The 24,396-nt window shown below is 54.4% G+C and carries 22 protein-coding genes; 19 read left to right on the top strand and 3 right to left on the bottom strand.

Annotated features, from left to right (window positions below):
* The first annotated feature begins 85 nt into the window (after positions 1 to 85).
* The 9 genes from ccoN to ACJJI6_RS11545 all read left to right on the top strand — a co-directional run bounded on the left by ccoN (position 86) and on the right by ACJJI6_RS11545 (position 8,896).
* Entirely contained in the window at positions 86 to 1,540 is a 1,455-nt protein-coding gene (ccoN, locus tag ACJJI6_RS11585) for a cytochrome-c oxidase, cbb3-type subunit I (RefSeq protein ID WP_413664700.1), read from the top strand.
* An 11-nt stretch (positions 1,541 to 1,551) separates the two neighbouring features.
* Positions 1,552 to 2,169, top strand: a complete 618-nt coding sequence (gene ccoO / locus ACJJI6_RS11580) for a cytochrome-c oxidase, cbb3-type subunit II (protein ID WP_413664701.1) — start codon at positions 1,552 to 1,554, stop codon at positions 2,167 to 2,169.
* Between the two features lie 18 nt (positions 2,170 to 2,187).
* Entirely contained in the window at positions 2,188 to 2,421 is a 234-nt protein-coding gene (locus tag ACJJI6_RS11575; RefSeq protein ID WP_413664702.1) for a cbb3-type cytochrome oxidase subunit 3, read from the top strand.
* The gene (ccoP, locus tag ACJJI6_RS11570) at positions 2,421 to 3,329 is read left to right on the top strand and encodes a cytochrome-c oxidase, cbb3-type subunit III (RefSeq protein WP_444912289.1); all 909 of its coding nucleotides are present in this window, start codon (positions 2,421 to 2,423) and stop codon (positions 3,327 to 3,329) included. The genes ACJJI6_RS11575 and ccoP overlap by 1 nt, the downstream gene beginning before the upstream one ends.
* Positions 3,330 to 3,468: 139 nt before the next feature.
* Entirely contained in the window at positions 3,469 to 4,887 is a 1,419-nt protein-coding gene (gene ccoG, locus ACJJI6_RS11565; RefSeq protein ID WP_413664704.1) for a cytochrome c oxidase accessory protein CcoG, read from the top strand.
* Positions 4,888 to 4,972: 85 nt separating this feature from the next.
* Positions 4,973 to 5,497, top strand: coding sequence for a FixH family protein (locus ACJJI6_RS11560; protein WP_475710497.1), 525 nt, complete (start codon positions 4,973 to 4,975; stop codon positions 5,495 to 5,497).
* On the top strand, positions 5,494 to 7,926 hold the full coding sequence (locus tag ACJJI6_RS11555) for a heavy metal translocating P-type ATPase (RefSeq protein WP_475710495.1): 2,433 nt from the start codon (positions 5,494 to 5,496) through the stop codon (positions 7,924 to 7,926). Before ACJJI6_RS11560 ends, ACJJI6_RS11555 begins: the two co-directional genes overlap by 4 nt.
* 34 nt (positions 7,927 to 7,960) lie before the next feature.
* Entirely contained in the window at positions 7,961 to 8,146 is a 186-nt protein-coding gene (gene ccoS, locus ACJJI6_RS11550; RefSeq protein WP_445354913.1) for a cbb3-type cytochrome oxidase assembly protein CcoS, read from the top strand.
* Positions 8,147 to 8,896: a sulfite exporter TauE/SafE family protein gene (locus tag ACJJI6_RS11545; protein WP_444932469.1), complete on the top strand. Its 750-nt coding sequence runs from the start codon at positions 8,147 to 8,149 to the stop codon at positions 8,894 to 8,896. It begins immediately after the preceding gene.
* 27 nt (positions 8,897 to 8,923) lie between these two features.
* On the opposite strand, the gene nadC is transcribed toward ACJJI6_RS11545, so the two are convergent.
* Positions 8,924 to 9,778: a carboxylating nicotinate-nucleotide diphosphorylase gene (nadC, locus tag ACJJI6_RS11540; protein WP_282931576.1), complete on the bottom strand. Its 855-nt coding sequence runs from the start codon at positions 9,776 to 9,778 to the stop codon at positions 8,924 to 8,926.
* A 429-nt stretch (positions 9,779 to 10,207) separates the two neighbouring features.
* Here nadC and ACJJI6_RS11535 point away from each other — a divergent pair, with 429 nt between their 5' ends.
* From ACJJI6_RS11535 to ACJJI6_RS11500, 8 genes are all read left to right on the top strand, one after another.
* Entirely contained in the window at positions 10,208 to 12,664 is a 2,457-nt protein-coding gene (locus ACJJI6_RS11535) for a DUF1631 domain-containing protein (protein WP_475710493.1), read from the top strand.
* Positions 12,665 to 12,854: 190 nt separating this feature from the next.
* Positions 12,855 to 13,412, top strand: a complete 558-nt coding sequence (gene ampD, locus ACJJI6_RS11530; RefSeq protein WP_413664710.1) for a 1,6-anhydro-N-acetylmuramyl-L-alanine amidase AmpD — start codon at positions 12,855 to 12,857, stop codon at positions 13,410 to 13,412.
* An 89-nt stretch (positions 13,413 to 13,501) separates the two neighbouring features.
* Entirely contained in the window at positions 13,502 to 14,377 is an 876-nt protein-coding gene (gene ampE, locus ACJJI6_RS11525; protein WP_444894887.1) for a regulatory signaling modulator protein AmpE, read from the top strand.
* A 238-nt stretch (positions 14,378 to 14,615) separates the two neighbouring features.
* On the top strand, positions 14,616 to 16,043 hold the full coding sequence (locus ACJJI6_RS11520; RefSeq protein ID WP_475710490.1) for an aldehyde dehydrogenase family protein: 1,428 nt from the start codon (positions 14,616 to 14,618) through the stop codon (positions 16,041 to 16,043).
* A gap of 113 nt (positions 16,044 to 16,156) precedes the next feature.
* Positions 16,157 to 17,143 (top strand): threonine ammonia-lyase, encoded by a 987-nt coding sequence (locus ACJJI6_RS11515; protein WP_444894885.1) that lies wholly within the window; start codon positions 16,157 to 16,159, stop codon positions 17,141 to 17,143.
* Between the two features lie 15 nt (positions 17,144 to 17,158).
* A complete protein-coding gene (locus ACJJI6_RS11510) occupies positions 17,159 to 17,731 on the top strand; it encodes a YbhB/YbcL family Raf kinase inhibitor-like protein (RefSeq protein WP_413664714.1) in 573 nt (190 codons plus the stop codon).
* Positions 17,732 to 17,804: 73 nt separating this feature from the next.
* Positions 17,805 to 19,178 (top strand): AmpG family muropeptide MFS transporter, encoded by a 1,374-nt coding sequence (locus ACJJI6_RS11505; protein WP_413664715.1) that lies wholly within the window; start codon positions 17,805 to 17,807, stop codon positions 19,176 to 19,178.
* A gap of 236 nt (positions 19,179 to 19,414) precedes the next feature.
* Complete coding sequence (locus ACJJI6_RS11500) at positions 19,415 to 20,686, top strand: AmpG family muropeptide MFS transporter (RefSeq protein ID WP_475710487.1); 1,272 nt, start codon at positions 19,415 to 19,417, stop codon at positions 20,684 to 20,686.
* A gap of 20 nt (positions 20,687 to 20,706) precedes the next feature.
* Here the strand turns inward: ACJJI6_RS11500 and ACJJI6_RS11495 are convergent, their stop codons facing one another.
* Positions 20,707 to 21,012, bottom strand: coding sequence for an MGMT family protein (locus ACJJI6_RS11495; protein WP_413664717.1), 306 nt, complete (start codon positions 21,010 to 21,012; stop codon positions 20,707 to 20,709).
* Between the two features lie 241 nt (positions 21,013 to 21,253).
* Between ACJJI6_RS11495 and ACJJI6_RS11490 the strand changes: the two genes are divergently transcribed.
* Together ACJJI6_RS11490 and ACJJI6_RS11485 are read left to right on the top strand one after the other, a co-directional pair.
* Positions 21,254 to 22,285 (top strand): DUF481 domain-containing protein, encoded by a 1,032-nt coding sequence (locus tag ACJJI6_RS11490; RefSeq protein WP_475710485.1) that lies wholly within the window; start codon positions 21,254 to 21,256, stop codon positions 22,283 to 22,285.
* Positions 22,286 to 22,369: 84 nt separating this feature from the next.
* Entirely contained in the window at positions 22,370 to 23,131 is a 762-nt protein-coding gene (locus ACJJI6_RS11485; protein WP_475710483.1) for an SDR family oxidoreductase, read from the top strand.
* Between the two features lie 90 nt (positions 23,132 to 23,221).
* Here ACJJI6_RS11485 and cfa read toward each other — a convergent pair whose 3' ends face one another.
* On the bottom strand, positions 23,222 to 24,370 hold the full coding sequence (gene cfa / locus ACJJI6_RS11480; RefSeq protein WP_475710481.1) for a cyclopropane fatty acyl phospholipid synthase: 1,149 nt from the start codon (positions 24,368 to 24,370) through the stop codon (positions 23,222 to 23,224).
* Between the last annotated feature and the right edge of the window lie 26 nt (positions 24,371 to 24,396).

The following is a 24,396-nucleotide window of genomic DNA, read 5'->3' as shown; positions in this document are numbered from 1 at the left end:
CCTCACACATTGTGGTTACACACCTTCTGTGGTGGGCCAGTCCCGCACAGTGGAACCGAATCTTAAAAGCAACGGAAGTAAAAACATGACGACAACGGTGGCAAAGACCGGCCCTGTGCCGGACTATGACTACAATATCGTGCGCCAGTTCACCATCATGTCCGTGGTCTGGGGCATTTTTGGTATGGGCATGGGCGTATTGATCGCAGCCCAGCTAGCCTGGCCTGAACTCAACGACTTTTGGCAGCCCTTCTCGCACTTCGGGCGCTTGAGGCCCCTGCACACCAATGCGGTAATTTTCGCCTTTGGTGGTAGTGTTCTCTTTGCCACTTCTTACTATGTGGTACAGCGTACCTGTCAGGTCCGCCTTTGGGGTGGCTGGCTGATCCCCTTCACCTTTTGGGGATGGCAGGCCGTTATCGTCGCCGCGGCAATTACTCTGCCGATGGGCTTCACTTCCACCAAGGAATACGCTGAGCTCGAGTGGCCTATCGATATCCTGATTGCCCTGGTTTGGGTTGCTTACGCGCTGGTGTTCTTCGGCACCATCATGAAGCGTAAGACTTCTCACATCTACGTGGCGAACTGGTTCTTCGGTGCTTACATCGTAACTATTGCTGTTCTCCATATCGTTAATAACCTGGAGATTCCTGTTGGCCCGTTCAAGTCCTACTCTATCTATTCGGGCACTAAGGACGCAATGATCCAGTGGTGGTATGGCCACAACGCAGTAGGGTTCTTCCTGACTGCAGCCTTCCTCGGCATCATGTACTACTTCGTACCTAAGCAAGCTGGTCGTCCGGTTTATTCTTACCAGCTGTCTATCGTTCACTTCTGGGCACTGATCTCCCTGTACGTATGGGCTGGTGGTCACCACTTGCACTACTCAGCGCTGCCCGACTGGGCTCAGAGCCTGGCGATGGTTATGTCCCTGATTCTGCTGGCACCTTCCTGGGGCGGTATGATCAACGGCATCATGACCCTGTCCGGCGCATGGCATAAGCTGCGCACCGACCCGACCCTGCGCTTCCTGGTGGTATCCCTGTCCTTCTACGGTATGTCTACCTTCGAAGGTCCGATGATGTCCATCAAGACTGTAAACGCTCTGTCTCACAACACTGACTGGACCGTTGGACACGTACACTCCGGCGCTTTGGGCTGGGTTGCCATGATCTCTATCGGTGCTCTGTATCACCTGGTTCCGGTTCTGTGGAAACGCCGCGAAATGTACAGCTCCAAGCTGATCAACGCGCACTTCTGGCTGGCCACTGTAGGTACTGTTCTGTATATCGCCGCTATGTGGGTTAACGGTATTACCCAGGGTTTGATGTGGCGTGCATTTAACGCCGACGGCACCCTGACTTACAGCTTCGTAGAGAGTGTTGTAGCCAGCCATCCGGGCTATGTAGTTCGCTGGTTGGGCGGCGCCATGTTCCTGGTGGGTATGCTGCTGATGGCTTACAACGTTTACCGCACGATTACCGAGAAGGTAAACGATGCCGAAGCCGATAACACCGTTCGAGCAGTGCCTGCGGCATAGGAGTTTAGATCGTGAAGAATCATGACCTCGTAGAAAAAAACATCGGCTGGATGATCTTTTTCACCATTATCGCCATCAGTTTCGGCGCCCTGGTTGAGATCGTTCCGCAGTTCTTTACCAAGGATAACTACACGCCGCTGCCGGGGCAGAAGCCGCTGACAGCAATGGAGCTGGAAGGTCGCGATATCTACATTCGCGAAGGCTGCCACGTTTGCCACACTCAGATGATTCGTCCTCTGCGTGCGGAAGTTGAGCGTTACGGCCACTACTCCATGGCTCAGGAATCCATTTACGAGCACCCCTTCCTGTGGGGCTCCAAGCGTACCGGTCCAGACCTGGCGCGCGTAGGTGGACGCTACTCTGATGAATGGCAGCGCGCGCACTTGTACAACCCGCGTAGCGTTGTGCCTGAGTCAATCATGCCTGCTTACCCCTGGTTGTTCGACAATGTGGTAACTGGCGAATACACCGCACGTAAGATGGAAGCGCTGCGCTTCGTCGGTGTGCCCTACACCGATGACGACATCGCCAACGCCGCTGAGCCTTTCAAAGGTGGCAAGGTCAAGGAAATTGACGCGCTGGTCGCTTACTTGCAACAGCTGGGTACCCTGGTTACCCAAAAACGCTAATAGCGAGGAAGGAAACTCGTGACTATTGAAACTTTGCGGGAAATCGGTCTGGTTCTGGGCTCTGTGGCTTTTCTGGCTATCTGCTGGTGGGCCTTCTCTCCGAAGCGCAAGAAGCGCTTCGAAGAAGATGCCAATTTGCCATTTGCCGATGAAGAGCGACAAGCCGACAAGGACAAGTCGGCCGCTCAGCAGGACGAATCCAATTCCGGGGATAAACCCGGAGCCAATCGAAAACAGGGGCAGGATAAGTAATGAGTACATTCTGGAGTGTGTGGGTAATTGTGCTCACCCTCGCCAATCTGGCGTTGATTACCTGGGTGCTGTTCGCCAACCGAAAGGTGGCAGTGGATGACCAGGCTGAACCGGAAAACAAAACCACGGGCCACGTTTACGATGGCATCGAGGAATACGACAACCCGCTGCCCAAGTGGTGGTTCATGTTGTTCGTCGCCACCCTGGTGTTCTCTGCGGGATATCTGGTGGTTTACCCGGGTCTGGGTAACTTCAAAGGTGTCGGCAACTGGACTTCTGTCGGTGCATTGGAAGCTTCCCAGGCTAAGGCTCAGGAGAGATTCCACGAGACCTTCGGTAAGTACGAAAATATGCCGATCGAGCAGATTGCTCAGAGCCCTGAAGCTCTCAAGATGGGTTCCCGGATCTTCGCTAACAACTGTGCGGTATGTCACGGTGCAGATGCCGGTGGTAACTTCGGCTTCCCGAACCTGACTGATAACGCCTGGCTGTACGGCGGCACTCCGGAGAAAATCCTGGAAACCCTGTACAACGGTCGTCAGGGCATGATGCCTCCTCAGGGTCCGGTGATCGGTGAAGAAGGTGTTAGAAATGCGACAGAGTATGTTCTCTCCCTGAACGGCCTGGAGCATGACACCGCCATGGCCGCCGAAGGTCAGAAGGTATTCAACACCGTGTGTATGGCTTGTCACGGTATGGATGCCAAAGGCAACCAAATGCTGGGTGCGCCGAACCTGACCGACGACATCTGGCTGTACGGTAGCAATCGCGAACAGATCCAACACACTATTCGCGGTGGTCGTACAAATATGATGCCCGCGCAAAAAGATAAACTGCGTGAAGACAAAATCCGCCTCGTAGCGGCCTATGTCTACAGCCTGTCGCAGCAGGAAGAAGAAAAGCAGTAATTAACTATTGAGGCCCGGCATTTGCTGGGCCTTGTTTTATCAAGGGACTCCGGGCGCCGCAGGGACGGAGAAAAAAGCCTCAAAATAAGGGGCTACCTGGCCCACGTACAAGATGTGCCCGTGCGAGAGTGAGGTTTGTGTGAGTGATTTAATTCCAACCCGTGAGGAACAGGAAGGTGATGGCGAAGTTCGCTATCGCATGCTGTATGAGTCGGAAGACAAAGTCTACATCCGACATATCAAGGGTGTTTTCACCCGTGTTCGCAAATATACTGGCCTGCCTTTGCTGCTGGCTTTCTTCTTTCTACCCTGGATCAATATCGACGGGCGCCAGTCGGTCTTCTTTGATCTCCCCACCCGCCAATTCCATATTTTCTGGACTACTTTCGGCCCCCAGGACGGCTTCCTTTTAGGTTGGCTGCTGATCATTGCCGCCTTCGCGCTGTTTGCGGTCACCACTTTGCTGGGCAGGGTGTGGTGTGGCTTCACCTGTCCGCAGACCGTCTGGACCATGATGTTTATCTGGGCAGAAAGGGTTTGTGAAGGCGATCGCAACAAGCGAATGAAGCTCGACAAGGCCCCCTGGAACCTGGAAAAGGTTCTGCGCAAGGGTGGCACACATACCATCTGGCTGTTGATCTCGCTGGCAACTGCACTGGCTTTTGTGGGTTATTTCTACGGTGTGCGCGAGCTGGTCGTGGATCTGGCGACGTTTAACGCGCACCCGCAGGGTGTTTTCTGGGTCGCTTTCTTCACTTTTGCCACCTATATGAACGCCGGCTTCCTGCGTGAGCAGGTGTGTAAATACATGTGCCCCTATGCCCGTTTCCAGTCGGTGATGTACGACGAGGATACGCTGGCGGTTTACTACGATGCCAAGCGGGGTGAGACCCGTGGTCCGCGCAAGAAGAACGTGGATTACAAGGCGGAAGGTATGGGCGACTGTATCGACTGCTACTGGTGTGTTCAGGTGTGTCCGGTGGATATCGATATCCGCGACGGCATGCAGTACGAATGTATCAACTGTGGCCTCTGTGTCGATGCGTGTAACAGCGTGATGGACAAGATGGGCTATGAGCAGGGCTTGATTCGCTTCACCTCTGAGGACGAATTGCAGGGTGGAAAGACCCGCTTCCTGCGCCCGCGCCTATTTGGCTACGCGTTGATACTGGTTGCGATGACCGGCCTGTTTGCACAGCAAGTGATGACTCGAAGCCCAATCGAGGCAGAAATCACTCGCGACCGCGGTGCTCGTATGTTCCGTGAGTCCCAGGGACAGGTGCAAAACGTCTACACGGTAAAAATCAACAATATGGATCAGGCTCCCCACGAATTCACCATCAAGGTGGAAGGTAAGCCTGAATACGATTACTCCATTCGCAAGCCGAAGACGATTTACCTGGTGCCTGGAGAGATGTTCTCCGTCCCCATTCGGGTAAGCGTTCCCAGAGACCAGCTGAAAGATACCAAGCACGATATCGAGATTGTTGTCCAAGCAGTCGACAATCCTGAGCTGGTTGATAAGCACCGAACGGTGTTTATTGGTCCAAAGCAGTAGACGGGACGCCAATCCCGTTGCAAAGTACGGGCCCGCCCAGGCGGGCTCGACTTTTGTGCACAAACGGTAACTTTTTGGTAACGCGATGAATGAATCAACCCCAAAACCCTGGTACCGGGAACCTTGGGCGTGGATGGTACTGGCCCCACTGATTACAGTGGTGGTTGTCTCCACAATTACAGTCTCGATAGCGGTGCGCTTCGCTGACGATAAAGTCAGTGATACTTACTACAAAGACAGCCGCATGTATCACTTCAGCGCCGAGCAGGACTTGCGCGCGAAAGAGCTGGGTCTGGCCGCTTTGGTCCAGTTTCAGCCGTCTGAAAAATCGGTTGTCGTGGAGCTGAATGGCGACCTCGACTACCCCAAGGCCCTACTGCTCACATTGAGCCACCCGGTGGAGTCTGACCTCGACAAGCATATCGAGCTCTCCCAGCTCTCCGTGGGCCGCTACCAGGGCACCTTGCCTGAAGGCGTTGGGAATCGCTGGTATCTGCGCTTGATGCCGGAGCTCGATCCCGATGCGTATCAGGACGCCAACTGGCGCCTGAAAGGTGAAATCAACTTCGATCTCGGCAATGCCGCGCCACTGAACGCAGTAACTCAATGACTTCGTCTTCCTCCTCCTGTTATCACTGCGGACTCCCAGTCCCTCCCGGCAGCAACCACTCGGTGGTTATCGACGGGGCCGCCCGGGATATGTGTTGTCCAGGTTGTGAGGCGGTAGCCAGCGCTATCGTTTCCGGTGGTCTGGATGGCTTTTATCGCTTCCGGGAGAAGGAGAGCGACAGGCCGGAGGAAGCTCAACCCCAGGACCGCTGGGCGGCATACGATTTGCCGGAAGTGCAGCAGCAGTTTGTCCACGATTGGGATAACGGCAACAAGATTGCCTCGCTGTTGATTAGCGGTATTACCTGTGCGGCCTGTGTGTGGTTGATAGAAAAGCACCTGGGGCAGTTGGACGGGATTGAGAAGGTCTCTGTCAACGCCAGTACCCAGCGTGCCCAGATCGGTTTTAATCCCGACAAGATCAAACCCAGTGAGCTGTTTGGCGAACTGGAACGGATTGGCTACCGGCCGGCCCCGGCCACTGCGGCCAACCAGGAAAGCGTGATCCAGAGCGAGCACCGCGCCGCCCTGCGCCGCCTGGGTGTCGCCGGACTCGGCACCATGCAGGTGATGATGTTTGCCATCGCCCTGTATTTTGGTGCTGCAGCGGAAGAGGGCGTCGGCGAGTTTGAGCGCTACTTCCGCTGGGTTTCTCTGCTGGTGGCAACGCCAGTAGTTTTCTACGCCGCGCGCCCATTTTTCAGTGCCGCTTTGCGCAGCCTGCGCGCTCGCCACCTGAGTATGGATGTACCGGTATCCCTGGCGATTGGTATGGCCTATGTCGCCAGCTTTTACGCCACGGTATTCGGCACCGGTGAGGTGTACTTCGAATCTATCTCCATGTTCACCTTCTTCCTGTTGTTGGGGCGGACGGTGGAAATGCGCGCCCGCCATCGGGCGGGCTTAGCCAGCGGTGGTCTGGCTCAGTTGCTGCCGATGACGGCGGCCAAATACCAAGGGGACGATATTGTCCATGTACCAGTGGCCGCATTGGCCACTGGGGATAAAGTCTTATTGCGTCCAGGAGACACTATCCCCGCCGATGGGGAGGTGCTGGAGGGCGTAAGTGGTGTGGATGAATCCCTGCTCAGCGGTGAATCGGCACTGCAACAGAAGTCTGCAGGCAGTCCGGTTTATGCTGGTAGTGTCAACGGCGATTCCACCCTGACTATTCGAATTACGGCAGCGGGGCAGTCGACTCGCCTGTCCGCTATTGAGCGCCTGGTAGAGCGGGCGCAATTAGATAAACCCAACCAAGTGGCCCTGGCAGACCGGGTTGCGGGTATTTTTGTCGGTGTCGTTTTATTCGCGGCACTAGCGGCGTTTGTTGTCTGGTGGCAAATCGATCCCAGTCGCGCTTTTTGGGTATCCCTGTCTGTGCTGGTGGTGACTTGCCCCTGCGCACTGTCGCTGGCAACCCCTGCTGCCCTGGCCTCCGCCACCCTGCGTTTACAGCAGTTGGGGCTTCTTGTGGCTGGAGGCAGCCTACTGGAAACGCTGCCGCGTATCGGCCGGGTGCTGTTCGACAAGACCGGTACCCTGACACGCGGTGAACCGAGAATCCTGCATATTGATTTGCTGCGGGCCAACTGGACTGAGCAGCGGGTTAAGGACGTTGCCGCTGCCCTGGAATCCCAGACCAATCACCCCCTGGCCAGGGCCTTCCGCGCCTGGCGTGGCAATCTCATCGCCAGTGACCTGAAAGTCCATACCGGAGCCGGCCTGGAAGGGCGGATTGAGGGGGACAGCTACCGGCTGGGTAAGGCAAGCTTTGTTTCCAGTGAGGATGTTTCCACGCCCGAAGGGGAGGGGCAGTGGTTGCTGCTCGGCGACTCACTGGGCCCTATTGCCTGGATCGCGTTGGGGGATAAGTTACGGGATTCGGCAACCACCGCTGTTGAGGGTTTGACTGAGCAAGGTCTTTCAGTGGAACTGCTCAGTGGTGACCAGTCTGCGGAAGTTGAGCGACTGGCGGGGCGAGCGGGTATCAGCAACTACCGCGCCGGAGCCTCGCCAGAGGACAAGCTCAGCCATATGAAGCAGCTGCAAAGCGATGGTGAGAAGGTGTTAATGGTGGGGGATGGCATCAATGATGTGCCAGTCCTCTCTGGTGCCGATGCCTCTGTGGCGATGATGTCTGCGGCAGATCTGGCCCAGTCCCGCGCCGATGCCATTTTGCTGAACGGAGATCTCGAAGTGCTGCCCAAAGCTATAGAGCTGGCGCACAAGTGCCGCCGAATTGTGCGGCAAAATCTGGCATGGGCTCTGGGCTACAACGTGATTGCCCTGCCACTGGCATTTTGCGGTCTGGTGCCGCCCTGGGCTGCGGCAATCGGTATGTCCCTGAGTTCTCTGATCGTAGTGCTAAATGCGTTGCGTCTGTCCCGTGGACAGGAAGTCGACGAAAACCCTGTGAGCGCCGCGGCTTAATCCCGTGCTCACAGAAAGAGAGGAGGTGTAACTGATGGAAAGTCTGTATTTCCTGATTCCCATTGCGGTGATTTTGGTTGGCTTTGCGGTGAAGCTCTTTTTCTGGGCCGTGAATAACGGACAGTACGATGACCTGGAAACGGAAGGTCGTCGCATTTTGTTTGATGACGATGATGTTCAGCAGGACATATCTGACGCGGAAAGGAAGCAGGAGAAGTAAGTGGGGGACTGGGGTTTTTTAGCGGCGGCACTAGCTATCGGTTTTTTGGGTAGCAGTCACTGCATCGGTATGTGTGGGGGAATCTCCGGAGCGCTGGGTATGGCGGTACCGGGGAAAAAGACTGCTTGGGTGCAGCTGGGCTCTTACCAATTGGGTCGCCTGGGTAGCTATGCGCTGATGGGAGCGCTCGCCGGTGCCCTCGGTGCGGCGATACTGCCGGCACTAACTCCGCTGCGATTTGCTGCAGGGATCATGTTGATCCTGATGGCGCTGTACATCGGCGGTATCTGGCAGGGATTGGCTTGGATTGAAAAAGGGGGCCGCTACCTTTGGCGCTATGTGCAGCCACTATCGGCCAAATTATTACCGGTTCGCTCTGCGGGGCAGGCATTGGCACTGGGCTCCCTGTGGGGCTGGTTGCCCTGTGGTTTGGTTTATAGCGCGCTGACTTTCGCCCTGGCCCAGGGCAGTGCTGAGCGGTCTGCCCTGGCGATGTTTGCTTTTGGTTTGGGCACCGTGCCCGCCATGCTGGCTACTGGTGCTGCGGCGGCACAGGTGCGTGGCATAGTGCAAAAGCCGGGGGTTCGCTATGGTTTCGCCGCAGCGATTTTGCTGTTTGGTATCTGGACCATTTGGGGGGCTATGGGCCACGGTGGACACGGAGACCACGCCAACCACGGGCAGATGAGCGGGATGGAAGCTCCCGCAGAAGACACGGAAGAGCAGGGACACCATCATCACCATCACTAAGCGCAGTGATGATGGGTCCTGTGGGCGCTAGAGATCGATTCGCAGGGATAGGTCGATAGCGCGCAGGTGCTTGGTCAGGCTACCAGAAGAGATATAGTCCACTTCCAGTTCGGCTAACTGGGCGATGCGATCCCGGTCGACACTGCCGGAAAGCTCAATTTTGGCTTTGCCTTTGGCCAGTTTCAGGGCCGTTCTAGTGTCTTCATCATTGAATTCGTCGAGCATAATCACGTCCACACCGACGGCGAGCGCCTGCTCCAGCTCTTCAATATTTTCCACTTCGACTTCAATCAAGGCTTCCGGCTTGATCACTCGCGCTTGGGCGACGGCGTGTTCAATGCCTCCGGCGGCGAAGATATGGTTCTCTTTGATCAGAAAGGCGTCGTAAAGACCGATGCGGTGATTGTGGCAGCCACCGCAAAGTACGGCGTACTTCTGTGCGCTGCGCAGACCGGGAATGGTCTTGCGGGTGTCGAGAATCTTCACCTCAGTGCCTTCAGCTCGCGCGGCGAACTCCGCAGCGGTTGTGGCAGTGCCGGATAAGGTTTGCAGGAAATTCAGTGCGGCGCGCTCGCCGGTGAGGATGGCGCGGGCATTGCCTTCCAGCTCAAAAATAACGGCATTGGCGCTGATGCGGTCGCCGTCCTCGAAGTGCCAGGTGAGGACGAGCTCCGGGTCCAGGGCGTGGAATACAGCCTCTACCCAGGCGCGACCACTCAGAGTGCAATCTTCGCGGGTGATTACCCGGGCCCGCGCATTGCGGTCCTCTGGGATCAGCTGGGCGGTGATATCGCCACTACCAATATCTTCTTCCAGGGCCACCTGAACTGAGCGTTGCAGGTCGGCAGTGATATTGGGAATAGCCGTGTCTTGTGGTCGCATTGGGAAACCTCGAAATTAACGCCGGCGCAGTTTACCAAAACACTCGGGGTTTTGACTGCTCAACTCAGTCACTGGCAAGTAGCAGTTGGCTCTACGAATAGCTGTGATAGGTGTCTCAAATATGTCGCGGAACTGTGTAAAACAGCCCCGTAACGCTAGTAGAATGCCGAAGAGCTAGGTTTGATCGCAATCTGAACTGTCCTCGGACAGGGCTGGGAATCGTTGCTCTTTCGCGATCAAAACTTGAGTGAAATCAAGAGCTTCGGCAGATTTTTCACAGATGATCGCGCCCGGAGATCGGCGGTTTGGAGATTCGATTAACGGGGGAGCAAGTTCCCGTTTTCGCTTGGAAAACCACTTTTCCACTCACCAATTTTGCTATTGGCCACAGCGTTTTAAGTCGGACGGTATTCGAAGGACCTCTTGGAAATGAGTGAATCCAGCAAGGTAGTTTCCCTCTCAGAGAAAAGTGGAGCGCGCAATATTTCTGCATCAGGTAAGCCCGCTGTTCTGCCCGCCGCAGTAACAATGCTGAAGGACAAAGCGACGGATCAGTTACTGGAGCGAATAAAAGCGCTGTTTGGCAAAGTGGATGATTCCCTGTTTGCCATGGCTGAGCGAGCCCACGGTCAGGAGGAGCAGGATGGGCTTTTCCAGGCGCTGCGCTTGTTGCGAGTTGAGCGCCGCAATATTGCTGAGCAATTTATCCAGAATGTCTCCCGCGCTTTCCAAGTTCACCAGGAAGAAAAGACTGAAAGCAATTTCGCTTCCGATAATTTATCGCTAGTTCACAATGATGACCTAGAGCAGTTGGTCGCTGCTGATACCATGGTGGCCACGGCTAAGCGCGATTTTGCCGAGCCCCTCACTGCATTGTGTATGAGACTCGATACGCTCTATGCGGTCAAGGTCTATGACAAGAACAACCCCTTGGGCCCTGATGTCATTTGTGATGCCTTTGTAGACTCGATTCAAGAACTGAATCTCCATATTCGTGCCCGCCTTACTCTACTGAAGAAGTTCGAGCAGATGGTCATGTTGCAGCTGCGCGACTTCTATGAATTCTGTAATCAACTGCTCATAGAGCAGGGCGTGCTGCCATCGCTACAGGAGCAGCAGCGTGCAGCCAGGCAGGCGCCCGCTTACAACAGTACCTCCAATTCCCCCAGTGTTCCCAGTGCACCCACTGGGGGGGCTAGTGGCGTGGTGGCCGGCAACCCCTCGACGCAAGGTGGCGTAGCAACTACGGGACACTTTCCCCCTGGGTTAGTGTCCGCTGCAACCGGTGTTACTCCAATGCCTGCAGGGGATCTGCTTTCCCACTTGGGTGCACTGCAAAGTGGCAGCCACTATCAAGGTGGAAGTGCGGTACAGCTTTTGAATGTGGGCGAATTGCTACAGCAGCGCTTGGTGGATTCCAATCAGGCCGCTTCGCTGGCAAAAGTCGATAGCGATGTGATCAAGCTGGTAGAGATGTTGTTTTCCTTTATCCTGGAGGACCGCAGCCTTGCCACCCAAATCAAATCACTTCTGGGCCGCCTGCAACTGCCGCTGTTGAAAGTAGCCATTGCAGACAAGTCATTTTTCAGTAAAGGCGGCCACCCTGCGCGCAAATTGCTGAACGAGTTGGCCGATGCCGCTACCGGATGGCAGGCCGGGGATAACTACGAATCCGATCCCCTGTACAAAGAGATATCCGAAATTGTTGAGCGCGTGCTTAATGAGTTTGATCGGGACATCAACATCTTTGCCGTTTTGCTGGAATCCCTACGCGAATTTATCGTCCGCGAGCGCAAGCGCGCCGAGATGTTGGAGCGCCGCGTTGTGGATGAGGCGGATGGTCGGGCTAAAACCCAAGCCGCTCGCGCACGGGTTGCCGCAGTAATGGATGCCTTGGTTGCAGAGCGAGATCTGCCACAGGTGGTACAGGATTGGTTGAACAAAGTTTGGAACAACGTGCTGTTCCTGACCTGTGTCAAAGAGGGGACAGAGAGCGACGCCTGGAACCGCGACGTGCGCACAGCGAGAGATCTCGTGTGGAGTGTGCAGGCGCCAATGCCGGATTCCCGCAAACAGTTATTGAGCTTACTGCCTGTTTTGCAGGAGAGATTGCGCGAGGGAATTGAGGCGCTTTCTTATAACGCTTTCGAAGCGCGTACCCTTTTCACCGGCCTCAAAGAAGTTTATCGCGAGCGCTTTGCCCTGGCCCAGCAATTGGCGGAGCAGCGTGAACGTGAAGTGGCAGAGCAGGTTGCCCGCGAAGTGCGCGCAGCGAAATCTGCTGAGCCTGCGCCTGTTGTCCCTGTTGTGGAGCAGGAAACTGCTGCTGATGCTGGGTCCGCTGATGTTACTGAAGCTACGGTTGATGAAGTTGCAGTGACTGAAGCGGTTATTGCAGAAGCCGTAGTTACCCAGGAAGTGATTTCAGACACTGCCGAAGATCAACTTCCAGATGAACCAGCTGAAGTTACTGTTGAAGCTGTCCAAGCCGAACCCCAGGAAGTGGCGGTGCCGCAGATGGAAGAGCTTGAGCAGGCAGTTGCCGACGCAGAGGTGGCTGCACCGGAGCAGGATGGACTGGCCCCCCTTGATGAAGATGATCCCCACTGGCAGATGACCTTCCGCCTGGCACAGGGCAGTTGGTTCGAGCTGAAGCGCTCTGAGGACGAGCAGTTCCGTTGTCGTCTGGCGGCGGTAATTCGCGATATCGACCAATTTATCTTCGTTAATCGCAATGGCGCCAAAGTCGCTGAATTCGCCCGACTAGAGCTGGCCCATGCGCTGCGTTCGGCACAACTGCTGCCGCTGGATGACGGCATGTTGTTTGAGCGGGCGCTGCAGTCCGTAATTGGCAATGTGCGCAAGAAGCGCAGTGAGCAGCGCTAATTTTCAGGAATTTAACGAGCGGACGTTGAGTATTTAGCAGGGATACTCAGTGGCCAGTGGTTTTCCGCAAGTTATGTCGCGATACTGCTCCGATCAGATTGGCATATCGATCAACGCTTCCATAGAATGGTAACTGCTGAAGCCCCGGGCGATACCGGGGCTATCAATAGGTTGCAGCGGAGATCGCAGATTGAAATATCAAGTGGAGTCTGGCTGGTTGGCGGGCGCGCGCCGGGTTCCGAGTCCTCATTGCAATAGCCGCCCGGAAGACTGTGCGGTGGATCTATTGGTGATTCACAGTATCAGCTTGCCGCCCGGACAGTATGGCGGCCCCTACATCGATGCCTTTTTCCTGGGGCAGTTGGATATCGATGCGCACCCCTATTTTGCCGATATTGCTGCGTTACAGGTGTCTGCGCATATTTTGATCGACCGCGATGGCCTGGTAACTCAATACGTGCCCCTTGATCGGCGTGCCTGGCACGCGGGCAAGTCCGAGTTTAAAGGTCGCACTAATTGCAATGATTTTTCCATTGGTATTGAGCTGGAAGGTTTGGATACCGATATTTACACCGACTCCCAATATCACGCACTTGCCGAGGTGAGTGCTGCGATTATGCAAGCTTATCCCGCTATCGATATCGATAGAATTGCCAGTCATTCGGATATTGCTCCCGGAAGGAAATTGGACCCGGGTCCGGGGTTTGACTGGGAGCGCTACCTCAACAAGCTGAAAGAAATCGTCTGATACCCAGTAGCGGACCTTAAAAGTGGGAAGGGTTTCTGTAACAGGAGCCGCAGCACGATTTTGATAACTGAAACAGTCTCGGATTATTTATGACTCTGTTAATTGTTCTGATCACCGTTGCCCTGGTGCAAATCTGGGGCTCAGGGGCTCCGTTACATCGCGATGGTTGGTTCAGTCGCTGGAGTCAGTACTTACAGGCGTTGCCCAGCATTAATGGCAATAGCGGCCTGCTGCTTGGTGTCACTATCCTGGTTCCAGTATTGATCTCTGCAATTGTGATGACGCTGGCAGAGGGCGCTGCGGGTGGTCTGGGCTACTTGCTGTTGGGGGTGCCACTGCTGCTCTATTGTCTCGGTCGCGGCAACTTCAACGATATCGTCGCAAATTACCTGCGCCACTGGTATAGCGGAGACCTGGAAGGTGCCACCAAAGCGGCGGCGCCCATTTTGCGCGAGTTACACGAAGCGCCCTCCGATGACACTTGTCTGCATGAACAGGTATTTCGCGGCGCTGCCTACTGCGCCTTTGAGAGACTCTTCGCTGTGCTGTTCTGGTTTATTTTGCTGGGTATTCCCGGGGCAGTACTCTTCCGCTTGAGTGCTTTATACGCAGAAAATACTCGGGGCTCCTCCGATGAGGCGACGGCGGCGCGTTGGTTGTGGTTGCTGGAATGGCTGCCGGTCCGTGTGATGGGGCTGAGCTTTGCCATTGTGGGTAACTTTGCCGGTTGTTACCGCGCCTGGCGCCGGGTGTTGATGTGTCGTGAGAGCCATACCGATCAGGTTCTCGAGGCTTACCTGGAAGGAGCTCTCGGCGGTATTGACGCCAGTGAGTGCAGTGGTGGTTCCGATCTGTCTCAGATGCAGCGCCAAAGTGGTGCGGAGATTGAGGGGCTTCAAGCGCTGCTATCCAGAACCTTGCTTCTGTGGATCACTGGTTTGGCCCTTCTGGTTCTGTTTATTTAAGGAGCCTCTGAATAACTCCGTAATGCCTGTACCACCGCCCCAGAGCTACTTTTGTCTTCTGGGGCGATTGTTGAATTTGTCGCCATTTTCAAAATTTTCTTTCCTTCCTATCTTGACTTATCCCCCCCTTCCTACGAAATTGCGCGCCCCAGCGGCCGGACTTCGGTGCTTTGCCATATCAATAAAGCGAAGCTAGTCATTGCCTGCGACGGCTTATACTCATTGGAGGAAGTAGGGTTTGGAAGTTTCGGTATTGGAACCGCAAATGTTGTCAGATCTGGCTAGGGCAAACGATTGGAACGCAGCCACATTAGTGACGGGCTTGCGAACCTATTTTCGCAGCGGCAGCACCACTGAATTGAGTTGGCGGCGCAAGCAACTGTCTCAGCTGCGCAAGATGATCTCCGAGAACGAGGCACATTTTGTCCAAGCCCTTCGCGATGATTTGCGCAAAGCTCCCCAGGAAAGCTACCTCACTGAAATTTCATTTCTCTACAACGATATCGATCACACCCTGAAGTCCCTGAAGAAGTGGGTGCGCCCGCGCAAGGTCCAATCGCCGATGATGACCCAGCCGGCCAAGAGCTATGTGCAACCGGAGCCGTTGGGTGTTGTGCTGATTATCGGTGCCTGGAATTATCCGCTGCAATTATTGTTATCGCCGCTGGTACCGGCGATTGCCGCTGGCAATTGTGCGGTGGTAAAGCCCTCTGAGTTATCGCCAGCAACCTCCCGGTTAATCGCAGAATTGTTACCGCGTTATCTCGACAACGATGCCTTTGCGTGTGTCGAAGGAGGTGTGGCAGAAACCACGGCGCTGCTGGAGCAGCGTTGGGACCATATTATGTACACCGGCGGTGGCCGGGTCGGCAAAATCATAATGAGTGCGGCGGCTAAATACCTGACTCCGGTAACCCTGGAACTCGGCGGAAAGAGCCCTTGTATTGTTGCCGATGATACCAACTTGGAAGTGGCTGCACGGCGAATTGCCTGGGGTAAATTTACCAATGCGGGGCAGACTTGTATCGCCCCGGATTATGTTCTCTGTAGTCGGCGTACAGCCGATCGGCTCACCCCCATGTTGCAGCGGGTGCTCTGGGAAATGTATGGGGAGCATCCGCGAGAATCTGCCGACTATGGGCGCATTATTAACAGCCAGCACACCCTTCGCCTGTCGGATTACCTGGGGGATGGAGAGGTGGTATTTGGCGGTGAAGTCGATGTGGACGACTGCTATATGGCGCCCACCATAATGCGCAACGTCAATCTCTCTGCGGGAGTTATGCAGGAGGAGATCTTTGGCCCGATACTCCCCATTATTGAACTGGATGATTTCTCCAAAGCGGAGGAGTTTGTCAATGAGCGAGAGAAGCCCCTGGCCTTGTATGTATTTACCCAGGATGAAGCATTGGCGGATCGGATTCTATCCCGTTGCAGCTCCGGCAACGCCTGCGTGAATGACTGCATGATGTTTATGCTGGCCCAGGACCTGCCTTTTGGAGGCGTCGGTGCCAGCGGTATGGGGTCCTACCATGGAGAGCATGGCTTCCGCACTTTCAGTCATTACAAGGCCGTAATGCGGCGCAGAAATATCCTCGATATCGATATACGATATGCACCCTTCAACGACAGGAAAATGAAATTCCTGCGTATGCTCAGCAAATAATTCCTTATCGACAGGCACGGTTTTCCACTGTGCCTGCTCCGTAGAACACTGGATGTTATCGGCGGTGGATAAGCTGGATTATTCCCATGTAGTCGAAAAGGATACACAGTGTTATGCCCCTGGATCGCAACGAGATACCTGCCAGTGAGGATGTATTTAGTGCCGCACAAAATATTGCAGGCATGGTACACGAGACCCCTCTGCTCAGCTCTCGGCAGCTGAACGAGCTGACGGGCGCCAATTTGTGGTTTAAGTGTGAGCACTTGCAGAAAGTGGGTGCCTTTAAAGCGCGGGGCGCGGCTAATGCGCTTTCGCTGCTCCCGGACGGGGTCGAGGAAGTTGCCACCCATTCGTCCGGTAATCACGGTGCGGCGCTCGCCTGGGCAGCAGCCCAGCGGGGATTGGCCTGCACGGTGGTGATGCCCGAAACGGCTCCCAAGACAAAACGCATGGCGGTTGAGGGGTACGGTGCCAAAGTGGTGACTTCGGGCCCCAGCCTGGCTGATCGCGAATCCACTTTGGCAAAGGTACTTGAGGAAACCGGTGCGCACGAAGTCCCGCCCTATGACGATAAGCGCATTATTGCTGGGCAGGGCACCGTAGCCATGGAGGTGCTCAAGCAGAGCCGCGAACAGGGCTTTGCTCCAGACGTTATTGTGGCGCCAGTGGGAGGCGGTGGACTTTTGTCCGGCGTGGGATTGGCTATGGCTGCGCTTGCCCCCGATATCCTGGTAATTGGTGCGGAACCCGCCGGAGCGGATGATGCCCAGCGTTCACTGCGCGGTGGCGTTCATATCACCACACAACAACCCGATACGATCGCCGATGGTCTGCGCACAACATTGGGCGGCAAAAATTACGCCGTTATTGAGCGCACGGTGCGGGATATTGTGACAGTCAGCGAAGCTGGTATCGTCAATGCGATGCGGCTATTGTGGACGCGAACCAAACAGCTGGTAGAACCGTCGGCTGCGGTGGGTCTCGCTGCGATCATTGAGCACAGCGCGCGCTTTCGCAATAAGAATGTCGTGGTTGTTCTGACCGGCGGAAATATGGATCTGGACAAAGTGGGCCCACTGCTGTCCAGTGAAGAAAACTAAAAGGGGAACTGGGATATGAGCCATTTATTGAAAAAGGGCGGCCGGGGTTTGGCCGGGCTGCTTTGTGCTGCTGCGCTGTCGCTGACTGGAACCAACGCGATTGCAGAGAAGCTGACACTGTCATCCAGCTCCCTGCAAGCTGGAAAGAAAATGCCCATGGCTCATGTTTATGGCAGCTGCGGCGGTGAGAATCTGTCTCCCCAATTGAGCTGGAGTGGGGCGCCGGAGGGCACAAAGAGTTTTGCTATTACCGCTTACGATCCCGACGCGCCTACCGGCAGCGGTTGGTGGCACTGGGTGGTATTTAATATCCCAGTGGATACTACCAATCTTCCGGAAGGGGCCGGTGACCTGAAAAACGGCCTGATTCCAGAAGCAGTGCAGGGGCGCAATGATTATGGTAATTCCGGTTACGGTGGTGCCTGCCCGCCCAAGGGGCACGGGGATCATCGATATCGTTTTCGTGTCTATGCCTTGAAAGTGGAATCCCTGCCGCTGGATGAAAACACTTCTCCTGCTAAAGTTGGCTTCAATATCAATGCCAATAAGTTGGCCGAAGCGGAGCTGGAAGTTTTGTGGGGCCACTGAGTAAATAAACTAATTTAATACTCCGCTGTGCAGGAACACCTGTTGCAGCGGCTGAGGCTCTGGAGGCCCGCGCTTGACCAACTTACAAAAACAAATGACATGGGGGCAAGCGCTGGCCGCTTATTTGAAGCCCCGTGTACTCACCATGTTTTTCCTCGGCTTTTCCGCCGGCCTCCCATTACTGCTGGTTTTCTCTACTTTGACTGCCTGGCTGCGGGACTACGGTGTCAGCCGTACCGCCATCGGGTTTTTTGCCTGGGTGGGGATTACCTTTTCGATCAAGGTTCTCTGGGCCCCTATTGTCGATCAGCTGCGTCTGCCTTTTTTCACGGACAAATTGGGCAAGCGTCGGGGCTGGATGCTGGTATCCCAAATCGGGATAGCGATTGGCCTGATAGGTATGGCCAGTGTAAATCCCCAGCTCTCCCTGATGCACGTGGCCCTGCTGGCCCTGTGGGTCGCTTTCTGTTCGGCCTCTCAAGATGTGGCGATTGATGCCTATCGAATTGAGGCCATGGATGACGACTATCAGGGCGCTATGGCTGCCAATTATGTATTTGGCTATCGGGTGGCAATGCTGATAGCCGGAGCAGGCGCCCTGTTTATTGCGGATATCTTTAGCTGGTCCGGTGCTTATCTTGCGATGGCCGGGTTGATGGGCGTGGGCCTGATTACCACTCTGATTATTGCCGAGCCCGATCACAGCAAGGTAAACAAAGAAGCCGATGAGCTGCAAAGCGAGTGGGCCCAGCGCCTGTTGGGCAAGGGGGAGCATGGTCGCATGAAGCAGTGGTTTATTCGCGCCGTGGCCTGCCCCTTTATCGAGTTTTTTCAGCGCAATGGCCGCTTTGCAATCATTCTGTTGTTATTTATCGGCATCTTCCGTTTAAGTGATATTGCGATGGGGGTGATGGCCAATCCTTTCTATTTGGATCTGGGCTTTACCAAAACGGAAATCGCTGAAATCAGTAAGCTGTTTGGCTTCTTCTGTACCATTATCGGTTCCTTTCTAGGTGGGCTGTTAGTGGTGCGATACGGTGTTGTGCGTCCGCTGATACTGGGTTCGGTTATGGTCGCCTGTACCAACCTGTTATTTGCCCAGCTCGCTGTGATCGGTCCCGATAAAGCCTGGTTGGCGCTGGTAATTAGTGCGGACAACATCAGTGGAGGAATTGCCAATGCGATACTGATCGCGTTTCTCTCCAGTCTTGCCAATAAAGCTTATACCGCCACTCAATATGCTTTGTTCAGCTCCCTGATGACCTTGCCGGGGAAATTTATCAGTGGTTTTTCCGGCATAGTGGTGGATGCTCAGGGCTACGCCTACTTCTTTATTTATGCGGCGCTTATGGGAATTCCAGCCATTGCGCTGTCCATTTATTTTTGGCGCCGCGAGCAGCGCGACTGGCCGGGAGAAGAAGTGCAGCCGGGAGCGGGCACTACCTAAGGTTTACAGGGATGCTATTTCCTCTCTAAGAGTACATCCTGAATTCAGCTCTTTTCTAAATCCCTATGTCATATCAAAACTCTTCGCCGGGCATTCTGCCCGGCTTGTGTCTATGGTGGTTGTAAAGGTGAACCCCACCCCTCCATAGACTCGCCCTTATGTTTGATAGTGTGTCTGTTGCCTGTTGGGTCGGGTATCACTGGTAGATGATGCTCAGCGAATAAAAGCGACAAACTATGGCCCACGAAACCATCCGGGAGGCGGTGTTTAATCGGCGTATGCTGATTTGTATTGGCACCGGTTTCTCTTCGGGGATGCCTCTTTTTGTATTGATACAGTTGGTGCCCGCTTGGCTGCGTACCGAAGGCGTGGATCTGGCCACTATCGGTATTTTTGCATTGCTCGGATTGCCCTATACGTGGAAATTTATCTGGTCTCCATTGATGGAGCGCTACGCATTCCCGATGCTAGGCCGCCGGCGGGGCTGGATGCTGGTAATGCAGCTGTTACTGATTGTTTCCATTGGCGTCCTGGGGATGTTCAGTCCCCAGTTTGATATCTGGTCAATTGCCGCAATTTGCTTTGCCGTGGCTTTTTTTAGCGCCAGCCAGGATATAGTCCTGGATGCTTTCCGACGAGAGATTCTGCCGGACCAGGAGTTGGGCCTGGGCAATTCCTTTCACGCTAACGCCTATCGTATTTCCGGCTTGATTCCGGGATCCCTCAGCTTGATCCTGTCGGATCACCTGGCCTGGGACCAGGTGTTTATGATTACTGCGGCCTTTATGTTGATCGCCGTCTTTATGACCTTGATGGTGGCTGAGCCAGACCATCCAGCAGGTCGTCCTAAATCTTTGCGCGAGGCCATTGTTTTACCCTTCGTCGAATTCTTTAATCGCAATGGCGTAAAACAGGCGGTGCTCGTACTGGCCTTTATGTTTTTGTACAAGCTTGGCGATAGCATGGCTACGGCACTGGCGACGCCCTATTACCTGGATATGGGATATTCCAATACGGATATCGGCATAGTGGCAAAGAATGCCGGTTTGTGGCCTGCGGTAATTGGCGGTTTCTTTGGCGGCTTATTAATTGTGAAGATCGGGATTAATAAGTGCCTATGGATTTTCGGGGTAGTACAGCTGGTTTCAATTTTCGGGTTTATGATTTTGTCTGAAGTGAATGGCGAGCTGGTGGGCACACCAGATTTCAATCCTAGCCTCTGGCTATTGGCGATAGTAATTGCCTTTGAGTATCTCGGGGTGGGCTTGGGGACAGCGGTGTTTATTGCATTTATCGCCCGAACTACCAGCAAGTTGCACACCGCGACTCAATTTGCCTTGTTTACTGCCTTGACCTCGCTCCCGCGCACCTTCGCCAATGCCTCCACCGGCTATTTGGTGGAGGGAATGGGGTGGACACATTTCTTTCTCCTGTGTGCCGTTCTGGCGGTGCCTGGAATGATCCTGCTATTTTGGGTCGCGCCCTGGGGGGCTGATGAGATAGCGTAGTTTTCTGTCTGCGATTGGGGCTAAGGTTTCCAGCGGTATTTGCCCATATCCACTCGCCCTTTCAGCAGTATGACCCCCTCTCTTTCCAGTCTTTCACGCTGGCGGCTGGCGCCGGGTTCCGGCAGGGAGATGCGCCCCTGGGCGTTGATCACCCGGTGCCAGGGTAGCTTGGTACCCCGGGGTAATTTACGCAGGGTCTGACCTGCAAGTCTCGCAGCGCGTGGGTAGCCGGCCATCTCAGCCAAGTCCCCGTAGGTGACAACCCGCCCTTTGGGGATCGCCGCCAAGGCTTGGCATATTCTTTCCAGGGAGTTCTGTTTTTCCATAAAAAGCTCTAAATATCGGCGAATTACGCCAACTGGGCGCAATTTTTTACTTTGTAATCTCCTGAAAATGAGATTTTTATTCGCCATTTATGGATACTTTACCAGCTCGCAAGGTCACAGTCCCCAGGGCGCGAAAGCCTCCGCTGTGACGGCGTGCCACATGATTCTAGTTATGGCATCATGGTGCGATTGTTGAGGCTGTTTGCACCGTTCATACACCTAAAAAGTCCAAGGTTTCTTAGTGGTTTTATCGACACGACTCCCCAAGCTCTTTGCTCGAACTCTCTTGTTTCTTGTGCCCTTCCAGGCCCATGCCGGTGTGCTGACTCTGGAAAATGGCGATCGTATTCAGGGCGAGTTGGTGCTGGTAGAGAAGGATCAGGTCACTTGGAAGTCAGAGACTTTTGGTGAAGTTAAAGTCGACAAATCCAAAGTTGTGTCGATGGATGTCGATACCGATATCAAAATTGCCGGCAGGGATGAACCCTGTACCTTGGCTGGCCACCGCCAGGAGCGTTGGGAAGTGTACTGTGCTGAAGGGCGCGGTTGGCTGATCGACTTCCCCGGTATTGAGCGGGCAGAACCCTACAGCACATTTACCACCAGTCCGGTGTTATTCAGCGGTAATGTTACCGCCGGGGGCGTATTTGAGAGCGGTAACCGTGAGCGTGAAGACCTCGATGCCAATATTAATTTGGATATCCGCCATGGAGATTTTAACCACCTGGTGGGGGCGGTTTACCAGAACCAGGAAAGTGAAGAAGACGGTGACCTGGAAAAATACCAGCTCAATTATGATCTTCGCTGGATATTTGCTGAGAAGTGGTTTGCCGCGGCTAACAGTGAGTTGGAAAGGGAAGAGGCTCAGAACTTAGACCTGGGCACTACGCTCGGTCTCGGTATGGGTTATCTGTTTTACGATACCAGTAAAACCACTTTTTCCCTCGAAGGTGGTGTGAGTAGCCTGCATGAGAGTTTTATCGACGAAGAGTTGAGTGAAGACCAGGATGAGCGCTATGTCGCCGGTCGAATTGCACTTAACTACCGCTACAAGTTTTCCCTTGGGCCGGAAATTTATTTCGACCAGGAAACCTTACAATCCTTTGATCACAGTAACGACTACGAAGCTAACGCCAAGCTGGGGGTGCGCACACCGCTGGTTGAAGGCGTGCTGATGGAGATCGGTTACGAGTGGCAGTACGACAATACGCCCTCCCTGGAAAGTGAAAAAGAAGATACCAAAGTGACCGTTGGTGTAGGTTACGAATGGTAATTCCCCCTCGAGCCTGCATAGGGCAGGTTCGAAGGCAGTCATAAACGATAAATCTAAAAAACGAGCGACGACGAGGAGTTCAATATGCAAATCGCTGACAGTATTGTTGCGATTACCGGTGCGGGCCAGGGGTTGGGCCGAGCCATGGCCGAGTATCTGGCTGCGCGGGGCGCCCGCCTGGCCCTGATCGATGTTAATGAGGAAGGCCTGAAAGACAGCGTTGCAGCTTGTGAAAAGCTCGGTGCAGAAGCTCGCAGTTACTTGATCAATGTTGCCGATGAAGAAGCGGTGGACTCCGGTTTTGCGAAAATCGCAGCAGACTTTGGCGGACTCCAGGTTCTGATTAATAACGCCGGCATTATGCGCGATGGCATGTTGCTCAAGTGTAAAGACGGCAAAGTGACAGATCGCATGTCTCTGGCACAGTGGCAGTCTGTGATCGATGTGAACCTTACCGGTGTATTCCTTTGTGGCCGTGCTGCAGCGGGCATTATGGCGGAAAGCGGCAAGGGCGGGGTGATGGTCAATATCTCCAGTTTGTCCCGTGCGGGCAATATGGGGCAGACCAACTACTCCGCCAGTAAAGCGGGTGTTGCAGCGATGACGGTATCCTGGGCACGCGAACTGGCGCGCTACGGCGTGCGTGTTGCCGGGATTGCCCCGGGTTTTATCGGCACCGATATGGTTGCGCAAATGCGCCCTGAGATTCTTGAGAGTCTGGTAAAACAAGTGCCCCTGCGCAGGTTGGGTGAGCAGGATGAGATCGCCTCGACAGTAGCGTTTATCCTGGAGAACGACTACGTCACCGGTCGAGTGATGGATATTGATGGCGGAGCGCGCTTGTAAGCTTCCCTCTACCCCAGCATAAAAAGGGTGAACTGAGTTCACCCTTTTTTGATTCTGTAATTAGTTTCTGGATCTACAGCAAATAGTGCTTTAACTCAAACGCGTAACACCATCGGCGCGGAACTTCGAATACATTAGCTGCCATAGCTGAAGTGTGCGCCCCCGGAATGCACCGGCGTAAGATAGTAGATAGTAGCGCCACATCCTGTAGAAGCGCTGGCCGTAGCGATCGGCAAAGCGCGGCCAGTTTTTCTCAAAGTTTTCATGCCAGGCCATTAGGGTTTTGTCGTAGTAGTATCCAAAGTTGTGCAGGTCTTCGCACACTAGCAAGCGATCGGTCGCGTCGCCCAGCTGTCCTACGGAAGGTAGCTCACCACCTGGGAATATATATTTTTCTGTCCACAAGTCCGTAGATGCGGTGCGCTGGTTGTTGCCGATCGTATGCAGCATCATCAACCCATCTTTGTTCAGACAGCGCGCTGCTGTTTCCATAAATGTTCGGTAGTTCTTGCGGCCGACATGCTCAAACATCCCTACGCTGGCGATGCGGTCGAAGGGTTCTTTGAGTTCTCTATAGTCCTGAAGGCGAACAGTAATTGGCAGTTCACCATAGCGCTCTGTCACATAGGCTTTTTGCTCTCGGGAAATCGTAATCCCAACACACTCCACTTGATACTTTTGCGCGGCATAGCTAACCAGGCTGCCCCAGCCACAGCCAATATCCAGCAAGCGCATCCCGGGTTTCAATTCCAGCTTGCGGCAAATCAGGTCCAGCTTGGCTTCCTGGGCTTGGTCGAGGGTTTTAGCCTCTTTCCAATAGCCGCAGCTGTACGTAAGCCGATTGTCGAGCATGGCACTATAGAATTCGTTGCCCAGATCGTAGTGTTGCTCTCCCACATTAAACGAGCGGTTTTTGCTCTGTAGATTCATCAGATAGCTGCGTGTGGCGCGCCAAAAGTAGCGCCAGTTCTTGATACTGTGATGAATCTCAGCACTGAGTAACCGGTGGAAGAATTGATCCAGGTCTTGGACATCCCAATCGCCGCGCATATAGGACTCACCCAGGCCCAAGCTGTGCCGGGCGATGACCTCATCAAGGGCTGCTTCCCGGTGGAGTTGCAGGTCCCAGGGTCTTTCCCCGTTAATTTGAATGTCCGCTTTCGCCAATATATCGTCCACTAAGTGGCGACTGCGTCCGATGGCTGGCACTTCTATAGCATCCTGTTGCTCGCTTGCCATTCAATCCTTCCTCTCTCCAGTTACTG

The sequence above is a fragment of the Microbulbifer maximicatervae (SeqCode) genome, assembly GCF_056232625.1.
This window is presented reverse-complemented; position numbering and strand designations above follow the sequence as displayed.